19 protein-coding genes are annotated in these 20,726 nt (G+C 59.9%); 5 read left to right on the forward strand and 14 right to left on the reverse strand.

Annotation, left to right across the window (positions count from 1 at the left end):
- Positions 1 to 149 precede the first annotated feature (149 nt).
- On the forward strand, positions 150 to 1,550 hold the full coding sequence (locus G7076_RS01665; protein ID WP_206367557.1) for a DcaP family trimeric outer membrane transporter: 1,401 nt from the start codon (positions 150 to 152) through the stop codon (positions 1,548 to 1,550).
- Positions 1,551 to 1,708: 158 nt separating this feature from the next.
- Here G7076_RS01665 and G7076_RS01670 read toward each other — a convergent pair whose 3' ends face one another.
- From G7076_RS01670 to G7076_RS01685, 4 genes are all read right to left on the reverse strand, one after another.
- Entirely contained in the window at positions 1,709 to 2,581 is an 873-nt protein-coding gene (locus tag G7076_RS01670) for a hypothetical protein (protein WP_166199858.1), read from the reverse strand.
- Positions 2,578 to 3,393 carry a DUF2092 domain-containing protein gene (locus tag G7076_RS01675; protein WP_206367558.1) on the reverse strand — a complete coding sequence of 272 codons (816 nt, stop codon included), beginning with the start codon at positions 3,391 to 3,393 and terminating at the stop codon, positions 2,578 to 2,580. The genes G7076_RS01670 and G7076_RS01675 overlap by 4 nt, the downstream gene beginning before the upstream one ends.
- 164 nt (positions 3,394 to 3,557) lie before the next feature.
- Positions 3,558 to 4,628 carry a sulfotransferase gene (locus G7076_RS01680; RefSeq protein ID WP_166199862.1) on the reverse strand — a complete coding sequence of 357 codons (1,071 nt, stop codon included), beginning with the start codon at positions 4,626 to 4,628 and terminating at the stop codon, positions 3,558 to 3,560.
- Positions 4,629 to 4,713: 85 nt separating this feature from the next.
- Positions 4,714 to 5,172: a hypothetical protein gene (locus G7076_RS01685; RefSeq protein WP_166199864.1), complete on the reverse strand. Its 459-nt coding sequence runs from the start codon at positions 5,170 to 5,172 to the stop codon at positions 4,714 to 4,716.
- Positions 5,173 to 5,510: 338 nt separating this feature from the next.
- On the opposite strand from G7076_RS01685, the gene G7076_RS01690 reads away from it, so the two are divergent.
- Complete coding sequence (locus G7076_RS01690; RefSeq protein WP_166199866.1) at positions 5,511 to 6,158, forward strand: response regulator transcription factor; 648 nt, start codon at positions 5,511 to 5,513, stop codon at positions 6,156 to 6,158.
- Positions 6,159 to 6,195: 37 nt separating this feature from the next.
- On the opposite strand, the gene G7076_RS01695 is transcribed toward G7076_RS01690, so the two are convergent.
- Positions 6,196 to 6,882: a DUF3313 domain-containing protein gene (locus G7076_RS01695; RefSeq protein ID WP_166199868.1), complete on the reverse strand. Its 687-nt coding sequence runs from the start codon at positions 6,880 to 6,882 to the stop codon at positions 6,196 to 6,198.
- A 104-nt stretch (positions 6,883 to 6,986) separates the two neighbouring features.
- On the reverse strand, positions 6,987 to 8,198 hold the full coding sequence (locus tag G7076_RS01700) for a patatin-like phospholipase family protein (protein WP_166199870.1): 1,212 nt from the start codon (positions 8,196 to 8,198) through the stop codon (positions 6,987 to 6,989).
- Positions 8,199 to 8,377: 179 nt separating this feature from the next.
- Here G7076_RS01700 and G7076_RS01705 point away from each other — a divergent pair, with 179 nt between their 5' ends.
- Positions 8,378 to 9,229 (forward strand): outer membrane beta-barrel protein, encoded by an 852-nt coding sequence (locus G7076_RS01705; protein ID WP_166199872.1) that lies wholly within the window; start codon positions 8,378 to 8,380, stop codon positions 9,227 to 9,229.
- Between the two features lie 105 nt (positions 9,230 to 9,334).
- Here G7076_RS01705 and G7076_RS01710 read toward each other — a convergent pair whose 3' ends face one another.
- The 4 genes from G7076_RS01710 to G7076_RS01725 are packed head-to-tail and all read right to left on the reverse strand — an operon-like array spanning position 9,335 to position 13,303.
- The gene (locus G7076_RS01710) at positions 9,335 to 9,631 is read right to left on the reverse strand and encodes a hypothetical protein (protein WP_166199874.1); all 297 of its coding nucleotides are present in this window, start codon (positions 9,629 to 9,631) and stop codon (positions 9,335 to 9,337) included.
- Between the two features lie 17 nt (positions 9,632 to 9,648).
- Positions 9,649 to 10,704 carry a DUF2955 domain-containing protein gene (locus G7076_RS01715; RefSeq protein ID WP_166199876.1) on the reverse strand — a complete coding sequence of 352 codons (1,056 nt, stop codon included), beginning with the start codon at positions 10,702 to 10,704 and terminating at the stop codon, positions 9,649 to 9,651.
- Positions 10,701 to 11,855 (reverse strand): HlyD family secretion protein, encoded by a 1,155-nt coding sequence (locus G7076_RS01720; protein ID WP_166199878.1) that lies wholly within the window; start codon positions 11,853 to 11,855, stop codon positions 10,701 to 10,703. The genes G7076_RS01715 and G7076_RS01720 overlap by 4 nt, the downstream gene beginning before the upstream one ends.
- Positions 11,852 to 13,303, reverse strand: a complete 1,452-nt coding sequence (locus G7076_RS01725; protein WP_166199880.1) for an efflux transporter outer membrane subunit — start codon at positions 13,301 to 13,303, stop codon at positions 11,852 to 11,854. Before G7076_RS01725 ends, G7076_RS01720 begins: the two co-directional genes overlap by 4 nt.
- 377 nt (positions 13,304 to 13,680) lie before the next feature.
- On the opposite strand from G7076_RS01725, the gene G7076_RS01730 reads away from it, so the two are divergent.
- Complete coding sequence (locus G7076_RS01730) at positions 13,681 to 14,274, forward strand: potassium channel family protein (protein WP_166199882.1); 594 nt, start codon at positions 13,681 to 13,683, stop codon at positions 14,272 to 14,274.
- A 4-nt stretch (positions 14,275 to 14,278) separates the two neighbouring features.
- Here G7076_RS01730 and G7076_RS01735 read toward each other — a convergent pair whose 3' ends face one another.
- From G7076_RS01735 to G7076_RS01750, 4 genes are all read right to left on the reverse strand, one after another.
- A complete protein-coding gene (locus G7076_RS01735; protein ID WP_166199884.1) occupies positions 14,279 to 15,394 on the reverse strand; it encodes an AI-2E family transporter in 1,116 nt (371 codons plus the stop codon).
- A gap of 466 nt (positions 15,395 to 15,860) precedes the next feature.
- Positions 15,861 to 16,142, reverse strand: a complete 282-nt coding sequence (locus G7076_RS01740) for an NADH dehydrogenase ubiquinone Fe-S protein 4 (RefSeq protein WP_166203262.1) — start codon at positions 16,140 to 16,142, stop codon at positions 15,861 to 15,863.
- 31 nt (positions 16,143 to 16,173) lie between these two features.
- Positions 16,174 to 18,651, reverse strand: a complete 2,478-nt coding sequence (gene hrpB / locus G7076_RS01745) for an ATP-dependent helicase HrpB (RefSeq protein ID WP_166199886.1) — start codon at positions 18,649 to 18,651, stop codon at positions 16,174 to 16,176.
- Between the two features lie 665 nt (positions 18,652 to 19,316).
- The gene (locus G7076_RS01750; RefSeq protein WP_166199888.1) at positions 19,317 to 20,168 is read right to left on the reverse strand and encodes an outer membrane beta-barrel protein; all 852 of its coding nucleotides are present in this window, start codon (positions 20,166 to 20,168) and stop codon (positions 19,317 to 19,319) included.
- A gap of 335 nt (positions 20,169 to 20,503) precedes the next feature.
- Here G7076_RS01750 and G7076_RS01755 point away from each other — a divergent pair, with 335 nt between their 5' ends.
- Positions 20,504 to 20,722 (forward strand): hypothetical protein, encoded by a 219-nt coding sequence (locus G7076_RS01755; protein ID WP_166199890.1) that lies wholly within the window; start codon positions 20,504 to 20,506, stop codon positions 20,720 to 20,722.
- Positions 20,723 to 20,726: the final 4 nt, after the last annotated feature.

Below are 20,726 nucleotides of genomic sequence, written 5' to 3' on the forward strand. Positions count from 1 at the left end.
CGGGTGTCACCCTGAGCCGGCGCCGAAACGAGTCATGCAGGGGCGTCCGTAGTTCCACCGAGCGAGAACTAGGGTTTTGCCCGGCTTAATCGCGTCCGTTTAGAATCTAGTCTCGCCTTCCGAGTTTCCGCGCGGAGGGGATTCTTTCAATGACCTATGTAAAGCTGGCAGCCGGGCTGGGGGTCTTGCTTGCCACCCCCGCGTTCGCAGCCGCGGACAATGTTTCTGGGCAGCCGACTGCACAGCAGGGTTCCTCGGCAGCGGAACGCGATGCGTTGCTTAAAGAAATTGAAGCACTTCGTGCGCGGGTCGAAGCGCTCGAAGCCAAGGAGGCGGCTGCTCCTCCCCCGACCCCTGCTGCGGCGCCCGCGACGGAATCCCGCGCCGAGAAGCTGGCGAAAGACCACAACCTCGAGCTTTACGGCTTCGTGCAGCTTGACGCGATTCAGGACTTCAATCGCGTCGATCCGGACTGGGAAGCATCTCTTCGCGCTTCCAAGATTCCGACCGAGGAAGGCGCCTTCGGTAGCGATGGTCAGTCGATCTTCAGCGTTCGCCAGACGCGGCTAGGCGTCAAGGCGAGCGGAACTCTGCACGACAAGCCCTACGAAGCGAAATTTGAATTCGACCTGTTCGGCACCGGTGACGAAGCCGGCCAGACCCACATGCGCATCCGGCACATGTATGCGAAATGGGGGCCGATCCTGGCCGGTCAAACGAACACCTTGTTCATGGATGTCGACATTGCACCGAACAGCATCGAATATTGGGGTCCGCCGGGAATGGCATGGCTCCGCAATCCCCAGCTTCGCTGGACCTTCCTCGACCGCAACGGCTGGCAAGCAGCAATTGCGATCGAGCACCCGGCCGACGACATCGATCCCGGAAACCTTCGACTGATCGATGAGAGCATCGCCGATAACATCCAGTCGGACGAAGAACTTCCTGATCTCACGGCTGCTCTGGGCTACTACGGGAATTGGGGACACGTTCGCTTAGCCGGATTGCTTCGGAAGATTGGCTACGACACACGACTTTCCGACGGGAATGAGCCCGAAGGAAGTCAGACTGGATGGGGTGTTGACCTCACCGGATCTTTCAAGCTCGGCTTGGCCACACCGAAGCTCGGCGTCGTCTATGGCCGGGGCATCGCTACCTACATGAACGACGGTGGCATGGATCTGGCACCTTCGGTCGAGGTGACCGTAGGTCCGGGCGGCTTCATCATCGATCCAGAAGCGGAGGCCGTGAAACTGCTGGGCGTTTCGGCATTCGTCGACTTCCAGTGGGCCAAGAAATGGAGTTCGACAATCGGCTACAGCTTCACGAAGGTTTGGAATACCAATTTCCAGGACGCGAGCGCCTTCCACAAAGGTGAATATGCGCTTGCGAACCTGCTTTGGTATCCGGCCGATCCCGTAATGGCAGGTCTTGAGCTCCAATGGGGCCAACGGACCGACAACGATGGAGACAAGGGCGACGATCTGAGGCTTCAGGCGAGCTTCAAATGGTCCTTCACCAGCAACAATATTTGGAGCTGGTTTGAGTAGCGACGTGTACAGCCGAATACATCTCTGATTGCACAGGATTGAATAGAAAGCGCCGGGCCGATCGCCCGGTGCTTTTGCGTTGAGAAAAACGTCCGAGCCTTACGACAAGAAATCGGCGCGCTAGTTTGGTAACTAGCGCGCCGACCTCTCTCGCGCCGCTATTGTGGAGGCGGCGTGCCCGTGTTCGGATCCGGCACGGTGACGTAAACGATCGTGTCGCCCTCATACTGCGGTTGATACCAAGCGCCGCCGCAAGAATAGTAGGTGTAGCTGTAATAGGCGTACGGCGAGCAGCCGCCTGGCAGCGCGTAATATGCGGAGCCATATGCGCCTGCGACGGCGCCGGCGACTGCCCCGATCGCGATCCCCGCCGCCAGCGGGTAATCGGTCCAGCCGCCCCATCCATCACCCCAGTCGTTATCGATGTTGATGTCGCCGGTATTGATGTTGCCATTGTTGATGCGGTTTCCGCTGCCAACATTATTGCGGCCACCTGCGGGACGCTGGCCCGGCCGTGCTCCTCCAACGCCGCCGACACCGCCGACACCACCAACGCCGCCGACACCACCAACGCCGCCGACACCACCAACGCCGCCGACACCGCCGACGCCGCCGACGCCGCCTGGACGTCCGGCTCCACCGACACCCCCGACACCGCCGGGCCCGCCCGGCCGGCCGGCGTTGCCGACACCGCCGACTCCACCAGGCCTCGTCGAAGGCCGGTTGAAGCTTCCGCCTCCCGGGCGCGTCGTTGGACGGCTATAGCTTCCGCCGCCAGGGCGGCTGTAGCTGCCGCCGCGGCTCATGCCGCGCGAGCCGCCCATGCTCCCACGACTGTAGCCCCCACCACCGCGGCTAAATCCGCCGCCTCCGCCTCGGCTAATGCTGGACATGCCGCCTCCGCGAGCACCACCACCGAAGCCGCCGCCACCACCTCCGCGGCCGCCCCGGGCTTGGACTTCCTGGATGGAGAATGCGATGAGGCCAACAAGGGCGACTGTTGTCCCTAAGAGCGTGTACTGCGACTTCATCGTACTTTTCCTTTCAGGTCATATCTTGCCATCTGGATGCGCTTCGCATTGGCATCGGGCTTGAAGGCAAAGTCGCTGTCCGAAAAGGTCGGGTTCACGGTCCAGTCGAGACGCGCGGTGAAGGTCGGCCTCGCCTCGTCCGTACGATCGACGATTACGAGCTTGCGAGGAAGCGGCTTGTCGCCCGGCTCGATCCAGATTTCCCAATCTGCATCGCCCTCGCGGAATGCATAGTGATTGGTCAAAACGCCATCGATCGTCGCGGTTCCAATGGGGAACGCTGACTTCAGCTGGTCCACTCTCTCACTGCCTGCTTCGTTCCAGCGGAACAGGTCTTCCAAAGGTAACTCAAGGCCGAACTTGTCGTAAATCATCGCCAGCGTTTCTTTGTTAGTGGCTGGGGCTGGGATCTGGGCGTAAAAACCTTGCACAGGTGCGAAAACGGTAAAATTCTTCCCGTCATAGTAGAATTGCCGCTTCTTCTGATTGCTGTCGAAATCGATCATGAAACCGTTGGGCTTGCGAATCTTGTATTTCGCAACACCATCCAACTGGATCCGCTGCCCCTCTTCGGTCACGACGTCGAGGCTGCCATTGGAAGTGACCCCCGCTGTCTTGAGAGACATAAGGTAAGCGCTCATATTCTTAAGCGCCTCGACAGCTCTCGGATCGACTTCGCCCTTTACATCTGGCGCTTTAGCAGTCGTTTCCGGTACTTGGGTGCCGCGCTCTTTCTCAGCTTGCTTGTCGCACCCACTTAACAGGAAAAATGACAGTCCAGCTGCGAGCAATTTGCGATGACTGTTTGTCATGTGCGGCCTCCCAACTCACCCTGACACAGGGCGGCTTCAGGACTGGCGGTAACACCGCACGCCAATGACGTTTATCGGGCGAATCCCGCATAGGAGGGATGATTTGTCCCTCGGCGCGCAAGCGCAGAAGAAGGGGAAATCCTGATATCCGTGGGGCCTGAACTTCAGGCGGATCCCATGCCTGTCGGAACTGCGAATGGATCGCAGTCGATGGACTGAGACGGCCGTATCGGGCAATCAGTGGTCAACCAATGGCTGAAGTCTCGGCCCAAAAGCGCAGACAGCTTGGCCACGTCAACGGCGAATGTCGCGATCATCTCTGTACGAAGTTCCTCTGAAAGCTGCCGCGACGGAGCGCTTGTCCGGTTCCATTTCAGAAGGCGTTTGCGAAAAGCTTTGAGTGCAGGAACGCCGGGCAGGTTCCCCACTCGCTTATTGATGGCAATACCTTCGCGGCGAAGGGCCGCTTCGCTTGCGAAAAGGGATCTCGCCACCGGCGGTCGCTTGAGCAGGCGTTGCAGGAGCACCGAGCGAACACCGGTGCTAGAGCGGAAAGGCGCAAAGTCACAGCGCTCATCGGGTGGCAGCGCCAGAAAATCCAAGATCCTTCTATACTGGATCGCAGGGTCAGCCACCAGGTCGTCAAAGACCGATACAAAGCATCGCTCTCGCCCAACGATATCGAAGAATTGACCAACGTACTTACCGAGCCGTCCTATCTCCTCATAGTCCAGTAAGCGCGGATCGGCGCACGTACGAGGGATGCGCTGGCCTCGCCGGCGATCGCCAACTAGCGACCATGCTCTTTCGAAATCGGACTCGTCCTCGTCGCCATTGCAGATATGACGCTGGTGAAGCGATGGCAGCATTTCGAGCGGATTGCGGATTGCGATGATGAACTTGGCATCGGGCCAGGCATCGAGGGCCGGTTTTAGCCGTTCTGGTGCGTAAAGGTAGGAAACCGAACCATCGAGCAGCACCTGACCGGGCTCGCGGCCAGGGAAGAAATGATCGAGGTACTCAGCAATGAGACGATCGATGAATTCGCCTTCAGAAAGGCGAGCGAATTCTCGTCGTGAAAAATAGTGCGGCTCTTTCACATTCGCCGGACAGATATTGGGGTTGCTCCCCAGATAACGCGCAAGGGATGTCGTGCCGCAGCGCGGCGCGCCGACGATAGAACACCATCCGGGGGAGGTGCCGCTCTCGTGACTTCGAATGTGCGACCATTGCATTTCAAAGCAAGTCCCACAGTATGGTGCGAACTCCCATCGGGTCTATTCCCGATTTAGAGCATACCTCTGCAATTCGAAAGGACGGTTACGCCAGCCGCCGATAAAACCGCACGACCAGTTCTTCCGCGGCCACCATTGTGACGACGACAATGATTAGCCAGACGATGCCGTGCCACATGCCCTCAAATCGAACTTGATCGCCGAAGGTGAGCGCGAGTGCTTCGAGGATTACGAACTTCGAGCCGAATAGGATGAGCCATGCCACAAAAAATCGCAGCGCGGTCATCAGCTTGCCGGGCTTGCTTTTCATATAGTCGAGCACGCGGTGCTCGACAGCGATCGTGGCTTTTAGCAAAAGCTGGAGCACGAGTGCCGCAAGCAAGGCGACCGAAAATGACTCCACCCAGACCTTGTCGGAAAACTCGTCGAACAGGCCGAGAACCACAAGATCGATCAGCGTTCCAGTATAATATCGAAGGAAGGTGCGCTGCCGATCTGAAGGAGGCTGAGCAATCGCCGGCAAGAGCGCTGAGTTGTCGGACATAGTTCCCCCGATCCTGACCTGGGCTATCCGCCCGCTTTGCGTCTCGCTTTGGGCCTAAACCGACGCCTCGTGCGAATAGCACTTGAATGACGCGGATCGCATTGCCGCAAACCCCGAGACTTGCTTCAGGCCATTCCCGATACCGAGCGGTTCGTGCTGGACGAGCTCATGCCGTCATGCAGTGCATATGGGTTTACCCTGATTGGCACTCTGCTTGCACAGGTGGAGAAGGCGGTGAGTGCTGCCGACAGCAAACATTGCTTCAGGTGAGCGCGGGAGTAACGTGTGGGGCGTCCCAACCTGGTTTTTGGAAATCCATTATGGGGATGGATTGACGTATGACGAGTCCGATCCGGCGGGTACTGATCATCGATGATCACGATGCGATCCGTAGAGGCGTGCGTCAGCTCCTCGAGACGAAGCCAAACTACCAGGTTGTCGGTGAAGCGGCTGACGGCCGAACCGGCTTGCGCGTCGCCAAGGAAACCCGCCCGGATATCGCCATCCTCGACTATTCGATCCCCGAGCTCAACGGCCTTGACCTCGCCCATGCGTTGAAGCGCGAACTGCCCAAGATCGAGATTCTTCTCTACACGATGCACGATCGGGAAGAGATCATCACGAATATCCTTCGTGCCGGCGTGCGGGGCTTTGTGTTGAAGTCGGATACGGAGAAGCATTTGCTTGCAGCGCTTGATGCGCTTTCCATCCGACGATCCTACTTTTCGGGCGCGATCTCCGACGCGCTTCTCGACCAATTCTTGGAGAGCAAGCCGCATCAATCGACTGGCAGCCTGACCCATCGCGAGCGGGAAGTGGTCCAGCAGGTCGCGGAAGGTCGCATCAACAAGGAAATCGCCGAACGTCTGAGCATTAGCATCAAGACGGTCGAGACTCATCGCGCGAGCGCCATGCGCAAACTCAACTTGCGGACGACGGCCGACCTGGTGCGTTATGCGGTCAGGAACCAGCTCATCCAGGCTTAAGCGCGTCAGACTTTCGCATTCAATCCTGCAAGTCGATCTATTGCCCCGCGCCGGTTAGAGCAACCAGGCGCTTGCGAGCGCCGTCCGCGAATTCCCGGGCCACTGCTTTGACGGTCTCGGTCTGCGAAATTGTTGCCGGCACGTCGAGCGGGTCTGGTGTGCGGCGTCGTACCGCAGCAAGCATCAGTTCGTTGGTGCGCGCGTCATAGAGTTCGACCGCGTAAAGAATAGAGCCTGTCAAGCTTCCGGGTTTTCCAAGAACGCTTTTCAACGCGCTGGTCGCAAAGCCCAGACCAGTCACGCGGGTCGCGGTCGCAATACCGCCAGTGGTTTTCGTTGCGCCCAGGATCGTGACCTGCAGCCTCAGCGTGTCAGTCTGCGGCGATGCAGGGGCAGGAAAGGACTTGGCCATCTCCGTGCGGAGCTCCTGCGTGATCATGTCTGCGAATTTTGCGCGGTCAGCCTGTGAAATCCCCTCAAATTGAGCGTCCGGCCCTTGATAAACGATCGCAGCCGGAATCATCACCGTGCGATATTTGCGAAACTCGGACGCCGGCCGCGCGTACGTCCAGGATTCGCTCCCGGCCTTGTCCTGAGCCATCACGCGCGCGGAGGGCAACGACACGGGCGCATGATCTCGTGTTTGCGACACGGCCGGGGCCGCGATCAGAATGGCAGTTGCGGGAAGCAGGCAGCGGAATCGGGAAATCGCATCGGCACGCATTATGGTTCACTCCGGTGATCTTGACGTTCAAGAATCGTTCGCACCAATTCGGGTGTTGCTCCATCGGGAGAAACCCGCAGCGCTTGGCCGCCCCTACAGCGCGATCATTGGCCCTGCGCATTGAGGGGAGCGGAGAATCCGGGCGGATACTTTTCCCATTGATAGCCTTGTTTCGCGGCCTCAAAGCCAACGTCGTAAAGGGCTCTCATATATTGGGTGTCGAATTGCTCTCGCCGAACCGTGTTGAATGTCGGCGGGATATACGTGAGGTTGAAGTCGATGCCATCGCGCTCTGTTGTCGCGTAGATCCGATAGAGGTCACCCACGCCTTGGGTCATCGTCAGAGATTCAATCGCGCGCATTGCGATCGTCATCGTACGGCGGTCGGTGCTCGCCCAGTCCGGATCCAGCCTGGCGTTACGAATGACGTACAAGACGCGTTTGCGTTGCGGCATACCGGAAAACGAAACGGAAGGCGGGTAGAGAAAGACCTGAGTCATCGTGCCACCATCGACATGCATTTCCTGGTATGATTTTCCGTCGATGGTGAGATCGATCATCACTGGCGGGAACGCTCCAGGTATAGAGGCCGACGCTAACAGCAAGCGCCGGAACAAGGTAATCGCCTTGGGATCCTTGCTTCCCGCTATCTCGGTCATGTTCCAGATCACGGGTTCAAGAGAATCTAGATTGGTAGTCCCGACTAGGAGGATTCGCCCCTTCCCGTATTCGGCTGCGACTTCGTCCAGGAATTGGCGTGTCACATACTTTTCGATGAGACTCGCAAGCGGGCGCGTATCCGTCATCGCTTCGCCGAACAGGCCCTTCAGCATCCCGCGCTTCCTGAAAATATCCTTCTGGGAAGTGTTCGTATAAACCTCGCGCAGGACATGGTCGTACTTTGGACCGAGGAAGGCGAATGGCGCGATAAGCGCGCCGGTGCTGATCCCGGTGACCACCTTGAACTCAGGGCGGGTTCCAGCGGCAGTCCAGCCATTCAAAAAGCCTGAACCATAGGCGCCGTTGTCGCCGCCTCCGGAAATCGCCAGGAAGTAAGCTGGCGGCATGCCGTTTGTAGTTTGTACACCTTTGGATTGAAGCCATTGCTGCTCGCGCAAAAGGGCAGCTTTGGCATCGTCCGCGAAGGTCTTGGATTCGCGTGTGACGAGATAGCGTACGGAGCCCAATGCTTGGCTCGTTTGCGGAATGGAGGCGACGGGCACAGCCGGCAAACGCCCCGGCGAGGAGCAGCCAGAAACGGCCAGGCCAGAGGCGGCTACAAGCGCCAATGCGCTCTTGAAATTCGAACGGATCATCTACGGCCTCCAAGAGTGTTCTCAGCCGTGCGTTGCATTTCAGCCGTTCCTAGCAAACCCGCAAAAGCGACCAGAATATTTAGGGAGAAACCCGGATTTTCCTTTCCTCGGTACTCGTCGATGGTGAGCCGCGAAGTGAATCGTAAAGACCGGTCCGATGTGGGCCGAACAGGGAGATTATGATGCGAAGATTTTTGCTGTCCGCGGTTGCGGGAACGGCGCTGCTTTCCAGCCCGGCACTGGCTCGAGACAATAGCTGGTATGCTGGAATTGAGGGCGGACTTACATTCGGATCCGAGGCAGAGATCGACGTGGATGTCGACAACGGTGACAGCATCTTCGAGCAAGATGATGCCATCGAAGTCGACTACGGCATCGGCATGGATATCGACCTGATCGCCGGGTACGACTTCGGCATGATCAAGACCGAGGTCGAGTTCGGATACAAGAACCTCAACGCCGATGAGGTCGATCTGGACAATGACCTCGCCGACGATCTTGGGATCATCGACGACGACTTCGATGTCGATGGCGATACCAATATCGTTTCGCTGATGGGCAATGTGCTGCTCGACTTCGGCAATGACGATGGCTGGGGCGCTTATCTTGGAGGCGGACTCGGTTATGCCTGGGTCAAGGCTTTGGATTTCGATGACGACAAGGATTCCGCGTTTGCATGGCAGCTGATTGCTGGTGTCCGCTACGCGGTCAGTTCCAACGTCGATCTCGGCCTGAAGTACCGCTACTTCCAGACGGGGAAACTCAATTTCGCGGATGAATTCGACGATGGCGAGACATTCTTCGACATCGATACGCATACGAAGATTCACTCGCACAGCTTGCTGCTGAGTCTAGTTTACAACTTCGCTCCGCCGCCGCCACCTCCGCCACCCCCGCCGCCACCACCGCCGCCACCGCCGCCGCCACCGGCGACGCAGACGTGCCCTGACGGAAGCGTGATCCTGGCGACCGAAATGTGCCCGCCTCCGCCTCCGCCGCCGCCTCCGCCGCCGGAGCCAGAGCGCGGCTAGCATTTGCCCCGGGAGGCCGCTTCGAGACCCACGGACAAGCGGCCTCCCAACCTTTTCGAGCGAAAACGCAGCACGGCCAAAAATTCGTGGCCGTGATTTGCATTGTCAGATCTTGAGCTTGTTTCCGTCCCTGCATGGGGAGATAGGGCCGGCACCATAGGATATCCCGCCCGGAAGCTTCGAATCCACGCGAACGCGATTCTTGCTCACCGTCACTTCATAGGCGAGTCCCGCCTTGATCGCCCTTTGAAGAACGATCTTGCCGTTATCGACGTCGTACACCCGGACGAAGGTCCATTCGCCCGGGGCTCTAGTGCTTTCGATCGTACAGGTGCCCGCGAATGCGGGCGCGCCGGTTATAAGCCCAATGAGGCCCGCGAGGGCGTAGAATGTTCGATTCATTCCGGATCCTTTCGCTTTCAGGATTCTAGAACTGGTCCCCTTTCGTTACGACCTGTCGGGTCTGATTTACGGGCGCCACGAACGCGCGCCGGTCGCTGGAGCAACGGCCACAGCAGCCGCATCATTCCGATCGCGAATGTGCATGCAATTGCGAACTGGAGCACCCGAGTGCTCCAGGTTCCGGCATTTGCAGGGCCCTTGAGGAGTGCCAAAGCAAAGATGACGATCGTCGCGTTGTATCCCAGAAGGGCATTGGCTCCACGGGCACCGCCCTTCGCGATTTGAACTGCAAAACCAACGCCGAGAAGGAATGTAACGAGAGCAAGCGTCGTGAGCGAAGGAGCGATGTTCACGACATAAAATGCGGCGATCGCAATGAGTCCGCCAAGGAAATTACTGACTAGTTTTCCTCGACCGCTGGAGGCCCCGCGCTCTTCCTCCATTTGTGCCACGAGCAGTACCGTTGTCAGCAACACGGGAATCGCATCAATCAATCCATAAAGCAGAAACACGAGCATCACTGGGAGCACGATCATGGTCCCAAGCAGAGCAGCTTTGATTGGAGAGTCGACAGGGGGGGCAGGAGGAGGTGGCGGCTTTGCGGAAGGCAACGGCCAAATAGCAAAGCTGACCCAAGTGAAAGTCACCGCAAGCATTATGGCGCGGGAGAGAATGGCCGGCAGAATCCCGACGTATTCCGAGAAGGTCAGGGAAATAACCGGCGTGATCGAGAAGCAAATCAGAAGCAAGGTCAGGGGCAACTGGGCCTTGCCTTGAGCCAATCCGGCGAAAGCGACAAAGATGACCAGGCCAACGGTCGCGAACAATATGTGCGGCACATGGCTGAGCAGTGCCGACAATATGAAGGCCAGCCAGGCGGAAACCCCCATTACCGAAATAAGCAGCAGGGCTAACTTGGGCGGCGGCGACGCCGGAAGGTTGGCAAGCAGAACGCCGGTCAGAACGGCAGCCAGCGATGAAGGCTGCCAATCCATTGACTCGCATAGGATAAACACTGCTGTGGTCCCGAATGCGAAGCGAAGGACGAAGTGATTGCGGGCTTCCATATTCATTGCAGATAGCTCATCAGAGCGACCAGCTTGATCCACAGACGCCCGATCGGGTTCATGACCGACCCGTCGTTCGCAAAGATGATGACGTTAGCTTGCGCTCCACTGCGACCGACGTCGATTCCGGCCTCCTTCGCTTCGTCGGGCGATACGAGTATCCGGACAGGGAATCTCTGCGGATCGCGAAGCCAGCCCTGGTCGGCAGGCTGCGACGCCAGCTGGCCAGTTGGCGCTTCGTCGCCTTGGCTTATTCCCCAACCGACGCTGTGCACGCTGCCTTTGAACAGCTTGCCCGGTAACAGGTCGAGGGCGATTATGACTTCCTGTCCAGGCTTAACGTTGCCGAGTTGGTTTTCACGCATGTCGGCGGCGATCCAGCGTGGTCCGAGCTCGAGGAAGCTAAGCAGCGGCTGGCCTGGCGTCACATATTGACCCTTTGCCAGCCTCAAATTGGTGACAACTCCATCAGCTGGCGCAACCACGGTTGTGTTGCGCAGGTCGAGCCGTGCCTGGTCGAGGGCTGCGGCAGCCTGCCTCACCTTAGGATTGCCGAAGCCCGGAGAGCCGAGGTTGGCTTCCGCTCGACGCAGATCCGCCTGCGCGCGCGTAAGGTCCGCCTGGGTCTTGCCGATTTCCGCTCCGGAACGGATGGCATTCGTTTCAGCCAGCGCCTTCTTGTCCACAAGATCTGTGATGATCTTCCCAAGTTTGCGATTGGCGATGAGATCCACGTTCTGTTTCTGAATCTGCGCGCGAGCGGCCGCGACTTCCGCCACTGACACGTCAGCTCCTTGCAGCGCGACAGAGAGATTGGCCTCTGCCGATCGGACGGCAAGCCGGTACGGTTCGGGATCGATTCGGAAAAGCACCTGCCCCTTTCGTACCCGGCCGTTATCCATGACTCCGACTTCCAGGACATCACCCGCGACTTCCGGCGCAATTTGGGTCAGGAATGTCTCGACACGCGCTTGCGATGTGTAGGGTGTGTAGCGGTCAGAAAGGACGTGATAAACGAACAGGACGAGCAACAAGACAAGGGCAGTGAGGATGACCTTCCGCATGGCATTCGGCGGCGGCTTTCCGGGCCCGACGTCGACCTCGGATGTGACGTTCGCGGATGCCGTCTGGGAAGCCGTTTGCGCGCCATCCGTCATGGATTTCCTCTTCCTGCTTGCGATTGCCGGTCGCCATTGAAAGCGACCTTCGTCCAATCACCTCCAAGTGCGCGGTAGAGGCTGACCAGAGCCCGCTGGTAATCACCGCGCGCCGCCGCCAACTGCAGCTCCGCGGAAAACAGGCTGCGTTCCGTGTCGAGTACTTCGAGATAGTCGGAGAACCCGTTTTCATAGCGCTCGTTAGCAAGCTCCACGCCTCGGCGAAGCGCGGCAACGTTCCGCTGCAGGCTATCGCGAAGTTCGGCGCTATGGCGGACATCGGCGAGCGAATCCTCTACGTCGCGAAACGCATTCTGAATGACGAGTTCGTAGCTTGCGAGAGATTGCTCTCGCCGTGCCGTTGCCTGGTCGACGGCCGCCGTCAGTCCGCCGCCCGTGTAAATTGGCCCAGCAACATCGCCAGTAAAGGACCAGGTGTGCGCGTGTCCGCTGAACAGTTTCCCGAGCGACGGACTGGCGAGGCCTAGAAGGCCCGTCAGCGTGATCCTTGGAAAGAACAGCGCGCGCGCCGAGCCAATGAGCGCATTGGACGCGATTAGCTGCTGTTCGGCCTGCAAGATGTCCGGGCGTCGCAGGAGAAGATCGGAAGGAAGGCCGGCGGGAATGGCGGGCGTGCTCAAGTCGTTCAGAGTCGTGGTGCGCGCGATTGGGCCAGGGTTCCGGCCGATGAGCACGGAAAGCGCGTGTTCCTGCGTCGCAATTCCCTGCTGTATCGGAGGGATTTGGGCTAGCGCGGTTTCATATTCGCTTCGAACGCGCGACATTTCGAATTCGGAGACCCAACCTCCGGCGAGCCGGGTTTCGAACAGCGCGACGGACTTCTTGCGTCCATCCACGGTGGCCCTTGCGACGCGAAGCTGTTCGTCCAGGTCGAGCAAGGTCACGTACGAACTGATAATGGAAGAAATAAGGGTCAGTATTACGCCCCGGCGCGCTTCCTCGGTGGCCAGCAGGTTGGCTCGCGCGGCTTCCGTTTCGCGGCGGATGCGGCCCCACAGGTCGATTTCCCAACTGGCGGTGAGCAGCCCGTTGAAGGTCGTGCTTTTCGGGTCGACGACATCGGGGATGAGTTCCTCGCTCGCCCGGGAACGATTGCCACTTAGACCGTAGCCTACCTGCGGAAATCCCTGCGATCGGGTGCCGGCGAGGATAGCCGCAAACTCATCGACCCGCGCGCTGGCAATCCGAAGGTCGCGATTGTTGCCCAAAGCCTCTTGGACCAATGCATCCAATTGCGCATCGGCGTAAGCCGTCCACCAGCCGGAGCCTTGGATGTCAGTGGCGGAAAGCTGGTAACGATAGGCATCTGGTATTGCGACGGTCGGCTTGACGTAGTCGGGCCCTTGCACGCACCCGCTTGCGAGCAGCGCGGCCAGGACAGCCAGCGGCAAGCTTGGAAATGTCTTTGGGAATTCGCCCCGGTGCATCGATCCCAGCTCCTCCGCGATTGTCGAGTTCTCTAACGGGAGTCCCGATCGGCAAGCGCGCATCCCTGAAAGGGATGCCGCAGGGTAGCGTCGGGGTGAATTGGGGAATTCCTCAGAACGCCTCGGGGAAATCCCTGAGCCGCGAGACGGGCGGCACAAAGCGGAGGTGGCCCGCTGGCTAGAGACTTGCCCCAATTGCGCCTGGGAGGCCGTCAGCAAATAACGGCTTTCGGGTGATGCCACGGAGGAAGTGAAATGTTGCGCCAGATTTTTGCGGGCGGGATCTAATGCCGCAGGCCGAGGTGCGCCCATCCCTCGCGCGATCGAATCTCTGGCGAAACTATCACCGGCACCGGTACGAAATCCTCTTCTACTCAATGCTACTGATGTTGGTCGCGCTTCCGGTCGCCCCATTGATCGGCTTGCCGCAAATGATCATAAAGTTGCTTCTTGGCTTATGCCTGCTTGCCGCCGTGTTGCCGGAAGCAACCAAGAGCACACGGCTTCTCGTCACGGCGTTGATCGCAATCCTCGTCTTCGCGCGTTACGCGGCCGATCGCCACTGGATCCCCGTCGACACCGGATGGCTACTCGGCGCGTACGGGCTGATCGGGCTGATGGCAGCGGCTGCCGCATTACGCTTCGCAATGACGTCCGAGCGCGTCGGCAGCGAGACGATTTACGCGGCCCTCGGCACCTATTTGCTGGCCGGCGTATTCTTTGGGCAGATCTACTGGTCACTCGAGAGCGCAGTGCCGGGCAGCTTCGTCGGTCCCGACCCGTTTTCCGACACCAGAGCGATCTATTACAGTTTCGTCACTCTCGCGACGCTTGGATACGGCGACTATGTTCCGCGATCCGATCTCGCGCGAGGAATTGCGACCTTCGAGGTGATCGGCGGACAACTTTATCTCGCTGCGCTTGTCGCGCGCCTTATTGGCGCGATCGCCGATGATGGTCGAAAAGGTTAGACGGTCATTTGGCCCCTTGCAGCTTTGCGCTTGACGACTTTCCATCGGACCTGGCCGCTGGTTCAGTCCTTCCGACCCATTCGTTGAACAGGACATAACCGACCGCCAGCACGACCGCGCCGATGAACAGGCCGACAAGGCCGAACGCCATTACACCGCCAATTACGCCAAGCAGGATGACCGGCATCGGCACCTCCAGCCCGTGGCCGATCATCAACGGTTTCAGCACCGCGTCACTAAGGCCTCCTATGATTGACCAGACCGTAAAGATGATCGCGACGGTCGTCGTTTCCGCTGAGAAGGCGTAGATGATAGCCGGTATCGTGATGATCAGCACAGGGACCTGAACGACACCTAGCGCCATCGCTAGAATTGATAGGAGGCCCGCTCCCGGGACTCCGATGGCGAAGAAACCGATGCCGACGAGCAGTGCCTGAACGAAGGCGACCCCGATCACGCCATTGGCGACCGATTTTATAGTGGCGCCGATGAGCGCCATATAATGCTCGCCCTCTTTCCTGCTCCCCGTAATGCGAGCGAGCACATTGCCGATGAAAGCGCGCGCGCTTTCCGAATAGGCAAGCGTGATTGCCGCGAAGATAACAGAGGCGACGATTGCCAGGACCGTAACGAACAGGCTGCCCGCGAATGCGACAAGCGTCTTTGCGAAGTCGGCAAGCTGCGGTCGGTACTTCTTGACGAAGCTCGGCATGTCCGTCGAGGCCTGCGTCCACAAGGCGTCAACGCGTTTGCCGACGAGCGGCAGTTCCTTCACTCGGGCAGGCGGCGGCGGGACGGTCTTCTCGCCCGTCTGAATCGCGGCAATCACGCTGGGAATTGAGCCCGCCGCGCTGATTGAGGCGATTGTTGTCGGAACCAGAACTATGGCCGACAGTCCTAGGCCGATGATGATCGCAGACATGCGATTGCTGACCTTCGTTCTCAGCTTCCTGTGAAGTGGGTAGAAGCAGACCGCGAAGATAATCGTCCAGATCAGCAGTCCGACGAACGGCAACAGCAACTGCACGCACAGCGCAATCAATAACGCCAGCAGAAATAGCGGGAGAAGCACGTCGACCACCTTGCCAGTTGTCAGCTTCGGGGAGACGGATTCGGCCATGCTGGGTGCCTTTCGGATGATCGCGGTGCGCGCCGGAAGGGGAGGTGCGCACATATGAGCGACCTGTGTCCGCGCCGCGCGAACGCCTGTCGATTGGCGGAAACCCTGAGAATCTGGGATTTGGTGGAGCGCGGGATTCTTCGCGGCTGCAAGGATAGCGGATGCGCAATTGCCGGAGTGATCCGCATCGGGTCTGAAGGCCCGCTCCGGGGAGGGAGGATTGGAGCGGGCCTTCTACTCGCTACGGCAATCCCAATTTGTGCTCATAAGAGCTGAGCGGCAAGTTGCTGATTCTCCCTACGGAATTCCCTGCGCGCGCTGGTGGCATCACATCGGCAAATCTTGCCTATCGTGGTGAAGCGCTGGCTTTCATCGCGCGCAGGTCTCCGGTCGCCTGCTTAAGTTCGGTGCGGCTCTGGCCATGAGCGCGAAGTTGCCCGTCTTGAGAGCGCGAAATGCCGTGCAGTTAGCGAAAGTTGTCTGCGTAGGCCTGAAGCTTGAGCTTGACCGGCGGCGCCGGGACGAGATGGATGTCGAAGCCCTTGCGAGTCGCGTAAGCTAGGGCCTCCTCCTTCGTTTCGAAGGTGAGACGGATCTGAGTCTTGGTGTCACCCGAGCCCGCCCAGCCCGTGAGCGGGTCGGGGCGTTGGCCCTCAGTGCGCTCGAACTCCAGTGTCCAGCGACCGGCCTTGGCCTTGCCGGATTGGGTTGTCTTGCGTTGCTCTTCGATGATCCGGGCAGTCGTCATGGCACGCATCTGGCTGGAGACTCTCTGCAAATCAAGAGCCGCCCGAGGCGCGCTTAGTCCGCAGCGTCGGGCTGGCCGCCGCGGGATCTTCCGGCCAAGGATGTTTGGGGTAACGGCCACGCATCTCCTTGGCTACGTCGCGCCAGCTTCCCGACCAGAAGGTCGGCAGGTCTTTCGTCGTCTGAATGGGGCGATGGGCCGGGCTAGTGATCGCGAGCGTCATGGGCACTCGGCCATCCGCAACAGTCGGGTGATTCTTGAGTCCGTATAGAGCCTGAGCGCGAACTTCCACGGTCGGTCCGGCTGGCGAACTGTAATCGATCGGATGAGTTGAACCTGCGGGCGAGATGAAATGCGTGGGGGCGAGCCGATCCACGGCGCGCTTCCCATCGTAGGCAAGCAGGCCATCGAGCACGTGGTTGAGCGAAGATGCAGGTAGGTCGAGGTCGCGGCGTCCGGTCAACAGCGGCGCGAGCCATTGATCCAGCGTCGCCATCAGGGCGGCATCATCGAGCGGGTTGATGGTGTCATCATGAGCCGCGGCGAAGCTTGCGCGCTGGCGTAGCGCAATAGCCTGCTTGTCCCACGGGAGTATCGTCAGGCCATGACGTCGAACGGCGTCGAGAAGACCTGTTTCGATCGCCGCCTGGTCGGGCTCTTTGTCAGGAGCAGAGGAGAGGCGGATTGAGCCAAGTCGGCGTCCTCGCGTCGCCACGATCTTGCGGGCCGAAGGATCGAAGCGGGCTTCGCGGAACGGTTCGATACGGTCGATGAGAAGTGCTTCGATATCGTCAAAGGAAATCGCTGCCGCGCTGAGAATCCGGGCACTAGATGCCGTGCCTGCGACCTCCGCGACGGCGAGCCATTCGCTTCGGGCGAGGGGGCTGGACGGGTCGAGGCGGAAGCCGCGCCCGCCGGTCGATTGCCATTGTTCGCCCGAGGAGTCGCGGCGACGGGACAACCGGTCAGGAAAAGCGAGAGCGACAGCTCGGGCGAGATCATGCGGTTGGGAGCGAACAATGCCGCCCGCGCGTTTTGCCCATCGTGCCGCCATCCGCCGAGCAGCCTCGGCGCGCTGGCCGCGCTCTCCCTGCCAACGGCGATGGCGAAGCTCCAGGTCGGGGTCGTTGCCGCCAAGTCCTCGCTCGGTGAGCAATGCGGCGGCGTCGGCTGCCGTGCCGGCAAAACCGAGTTCGCCCGCGGTCACCAGCATATGAGCAAGGCGCGGTTCGAGCGGCCAGCCGGCGATCTCACGTCCATGCGCGGTGAGACGCCCATCGCAGTCGAGTGCACCAAGCCGCGTCAGACGTTCACGAGCCTCGGCGATAGCCGCGGCCGGTGGCGGATCGAGGAAGGGCAGGCGCGACGGGTCGGATTCGCCCCACAAAAGGGTGGTTAGCAGCAGGCTCGACAGATCAGCTTCGAGGATCTCCGGCGGGTCGTGGGCGGGGAGCGAAGCGTTGGCCGCCTCCTCCCACAAGCGGATTGCGACGCCCGGCGCCTGACGCGCGGCGCGTCCAGCACGTTGGGTAACTGCCGCTTGGCTGGCGCGTTCGGTTGCAAGTCGGGTCAGTCCTGCGCCGCGGTCGTATCGGGGTCGGCGCGAAAGTCCGCTGTCGACAACGATCCTCACATCATCGAGGGTCACGCTGGTCTCGGCGATACTGGTCGCTAGGACCAGCTTCCGCCTGCCTCGGGCGGGCGGCCGGAGAGCGGCGCGCTGCGCTGCAGGTTCGATGCCGCTGTGAAGTCGGTGGAGCATGACGTCGTCCGGCAACGTGCCGAGCGCAGTCGCCGTACGCTCGATTTCGGCAATGCCGGGGAGGAAAGCCAAAAGCGATCCGGGGTGCTGGCCAAGCGCGTTTCGGCAAGCTGCGGCGACCTGCGCTTCGATGCGATCGGACGGCTTGTTGCCAGTGTGAATTATTGTCAGAGGAAAAGACTTGCCGGTGCTTTCGACTATTGGCGGTTTTTCAAGTAGTCGCCCGAACCGCTCCCCGTCGAGCGTCGCCGACATCGCGAGGATGCGAAGATCGGGCCTCAGTCCGGCTGCAGCGTCAAGCGCAAGGGCAAGCCCAAGATCACTGTCGAGGCTACGTTCGTGGACCTCGTCGAACAGCAGGGCGCTAACGTCCGCCATTTCCGGGTCGCTCTGAATTCGGGCAACGAACACGCCGTTGGTCATGACCACGACACGAGTCGTCTTGCCCGTTCGGCTGTCGAGGCGGGTTTGGTAGCCGATGGTTCCGCCCGGCTCTTCGCCTAGCGCCCCGGCCATGTACTCTGCAGCGGAGCGGGCGGCCAGACGGCGCGGTACGAGCAGGAGTACCTGACCTGTGCACCAATGCTCAGCGAGCAGGGCCGGCGCGACACGAGTCGTCTTACCGGCGCCCGGTGGCGCAATCAGCAAGGCTCGGGTTCCATCGCGCAGCAAACCGAGGAGCTCGGGCAGGACCTCGTCGACAGGAAGGCTACCCGATGTTCCGGCTTTGCTCGGGAGACGATTCACCCACCATATCCTTTACAACGATTCTGCCGCCGATCGTGTCGAAGGACCACGTTTTTACGACTACCCTCGACTACCGACTTGGGGCCCAGTTTCCCATCTTCCTCTTCAGCGCGCGGAAAACCTGAGGCTCGCCACGTCAGTTCTGAAATCACACTAACAACTGTTAAGCGACGCAACTGGCGCGCCCTGCCACGGTTACTTCCGTAGAGTCACGACAAGCCTGAAAGCGTCGGAAAGGACGATTGTGGATTTAGTGCAACGCCCGCAACACCGCCGACCGTGGAGCGCCGAAGAAATCGATGCGCTATGCGCCTTCATGTCGGTGAAGAAGCCAATCCGGAAAATCGCGGAAGAGCTGGGCCGTTCGCAGGAAGCGGTGAGCACCAAGGCGCGCCAACTCGGGCGGCTCCAGGGCCCTTCGCTTTAAAAGGGCGATACCCATAATTCATGGAAGCCGAGGGGTTGCGCCGCAACGCGATTGAGCGCCTCTTATAGTATCTGGATCTATTCCAAGTTAGTTTTGGCCGTCCCCGCGACGGCAATTTTCGAGTTGGGCACTAAGTTTACAATGAACCTGGCGTCTTAGAGTCTCCCAGGAATAGAATTGACTGCCGTTTATAAAGAAATGCCGGCCACCCGAAGGTGACCGGCCAATCTTGCTGCGCTTAGCCGCGTTCAGGCTGCGGCGGCGGCGGCGGAGGCGGCGGCGGAGGCGGGCAAGCCTCGGTCGCCAGGATCACCGAGCCGTCCGGGCAGGTCTGCGTTGCAGGCGGCGGGGGCGGAGGCGGCGGCGGGGGCGGAGGCGGCGGAGGCGGCGGAGGCGCTTCGGCGCCGGCGAAGTTGAAGATCAGGCTGGCGAGCAGGCTGTGCGAGCGCAGCTTCCCTTCATTGGCATAATTGACGATGCCATCGCCCGTGTCGAAGCTGTCTTCGAACTCCATCTTACCGGTCTGGAAGTAGCGGTACTTCAAGCCGAGATCGATGTTGGACGAGACCGCGTAGCGAGCGCCGGCAATAAGCTGCCAGGCCCATGCGCTGTCCTTGTCGCCGAGCATCTTCACCTTGGCGCGGCCAATACCGCCGCCAGCGTAGAAGCTGAGGCCGTCCTGATTGCCGAAATCGACCAGGCCGTTGAGCATGCCCGACCAGACCTTGGCCTTGCCATCGATGTCGAACTCCGTGTTAGTCGGGTCGATCCCGACGAAATCGGCGAAGTCGCTGTCGATTTCCACGTCGTCGGCCTTGACGTTCTTGTAGCCAAGTTCGCCTTCGACTCGGAACATTCCGAAGTCGTAACCGAGGATGGCATCGCCATCGAAACCGCTCTTGAAGTCGATGTCGAAGACGTCATCGGATTCAAACAGGTCGCCTTCGAAATCGGCGTCGAAATCGAAATCGGCGTCCGCGTCGAGGACAAGACCGCCCTCGAGACCGACGTAGCCCGAGCCGTCCCGGGCCAGGGCTGGCGTCGCGGCCAGCGCCGAGGCCGCAACAGCGGCGAGTAAATACTTCCTCATGAACAATGCTCCATTGGGGGATTGGTGCTGCATAAACGTTGTGCAGCGCAGCAAGTGCCATGACTTAAGCTACTAGGGGCTCTAGTGTTGCATGGAGTCCACGCATAAATATCTGCAAAAAAGCTATAATCTTTTAGAAGTATGAGCGAGGACAGGCACTTAAGCGGAAGGTTAACGCGCAGCCCCAGCCTCCACACATATCGAAAATCGCATTTTGTTCGCAAGTGCGGGAACTTTTTGCCATTTGGCCGCCAAGTGGTGGATTCCGGATAGTCGCATCCCATATTTGCCCGATGCAGCATGACCGCATTGAGGCGAAAGCCCAGTTCTTCCGAATGATCGCCTGGATCGCCGGGATTGGCGTCGCGACGGTGATGGCGGCGCTCGCCTATCTCGCGGCGACCGGTGATCTCCACTTGCACATGGTCGTGGCGACGATTGGCGGCGTCTTCTTCTCCGTGCTGCTCGGCTGCGGCTTGTTCGCCGCATCCTTTTTTAGCGACAAGAGCGGTCACGACCAATCCGTGTCGGACGCAACCCGGCGCCGGGACTAATACG

The sequence above is a fragment of the Sphingomonas sp. HDW15A genome (genome assembly GCF_011301715.1).
Classification (GTDB): domain Bacteria; phylum Pseudomonadota; class Alphaproteobacteria; order Sphingomonadales; family Sphingomonadaceae; genus Sphingomicrobium.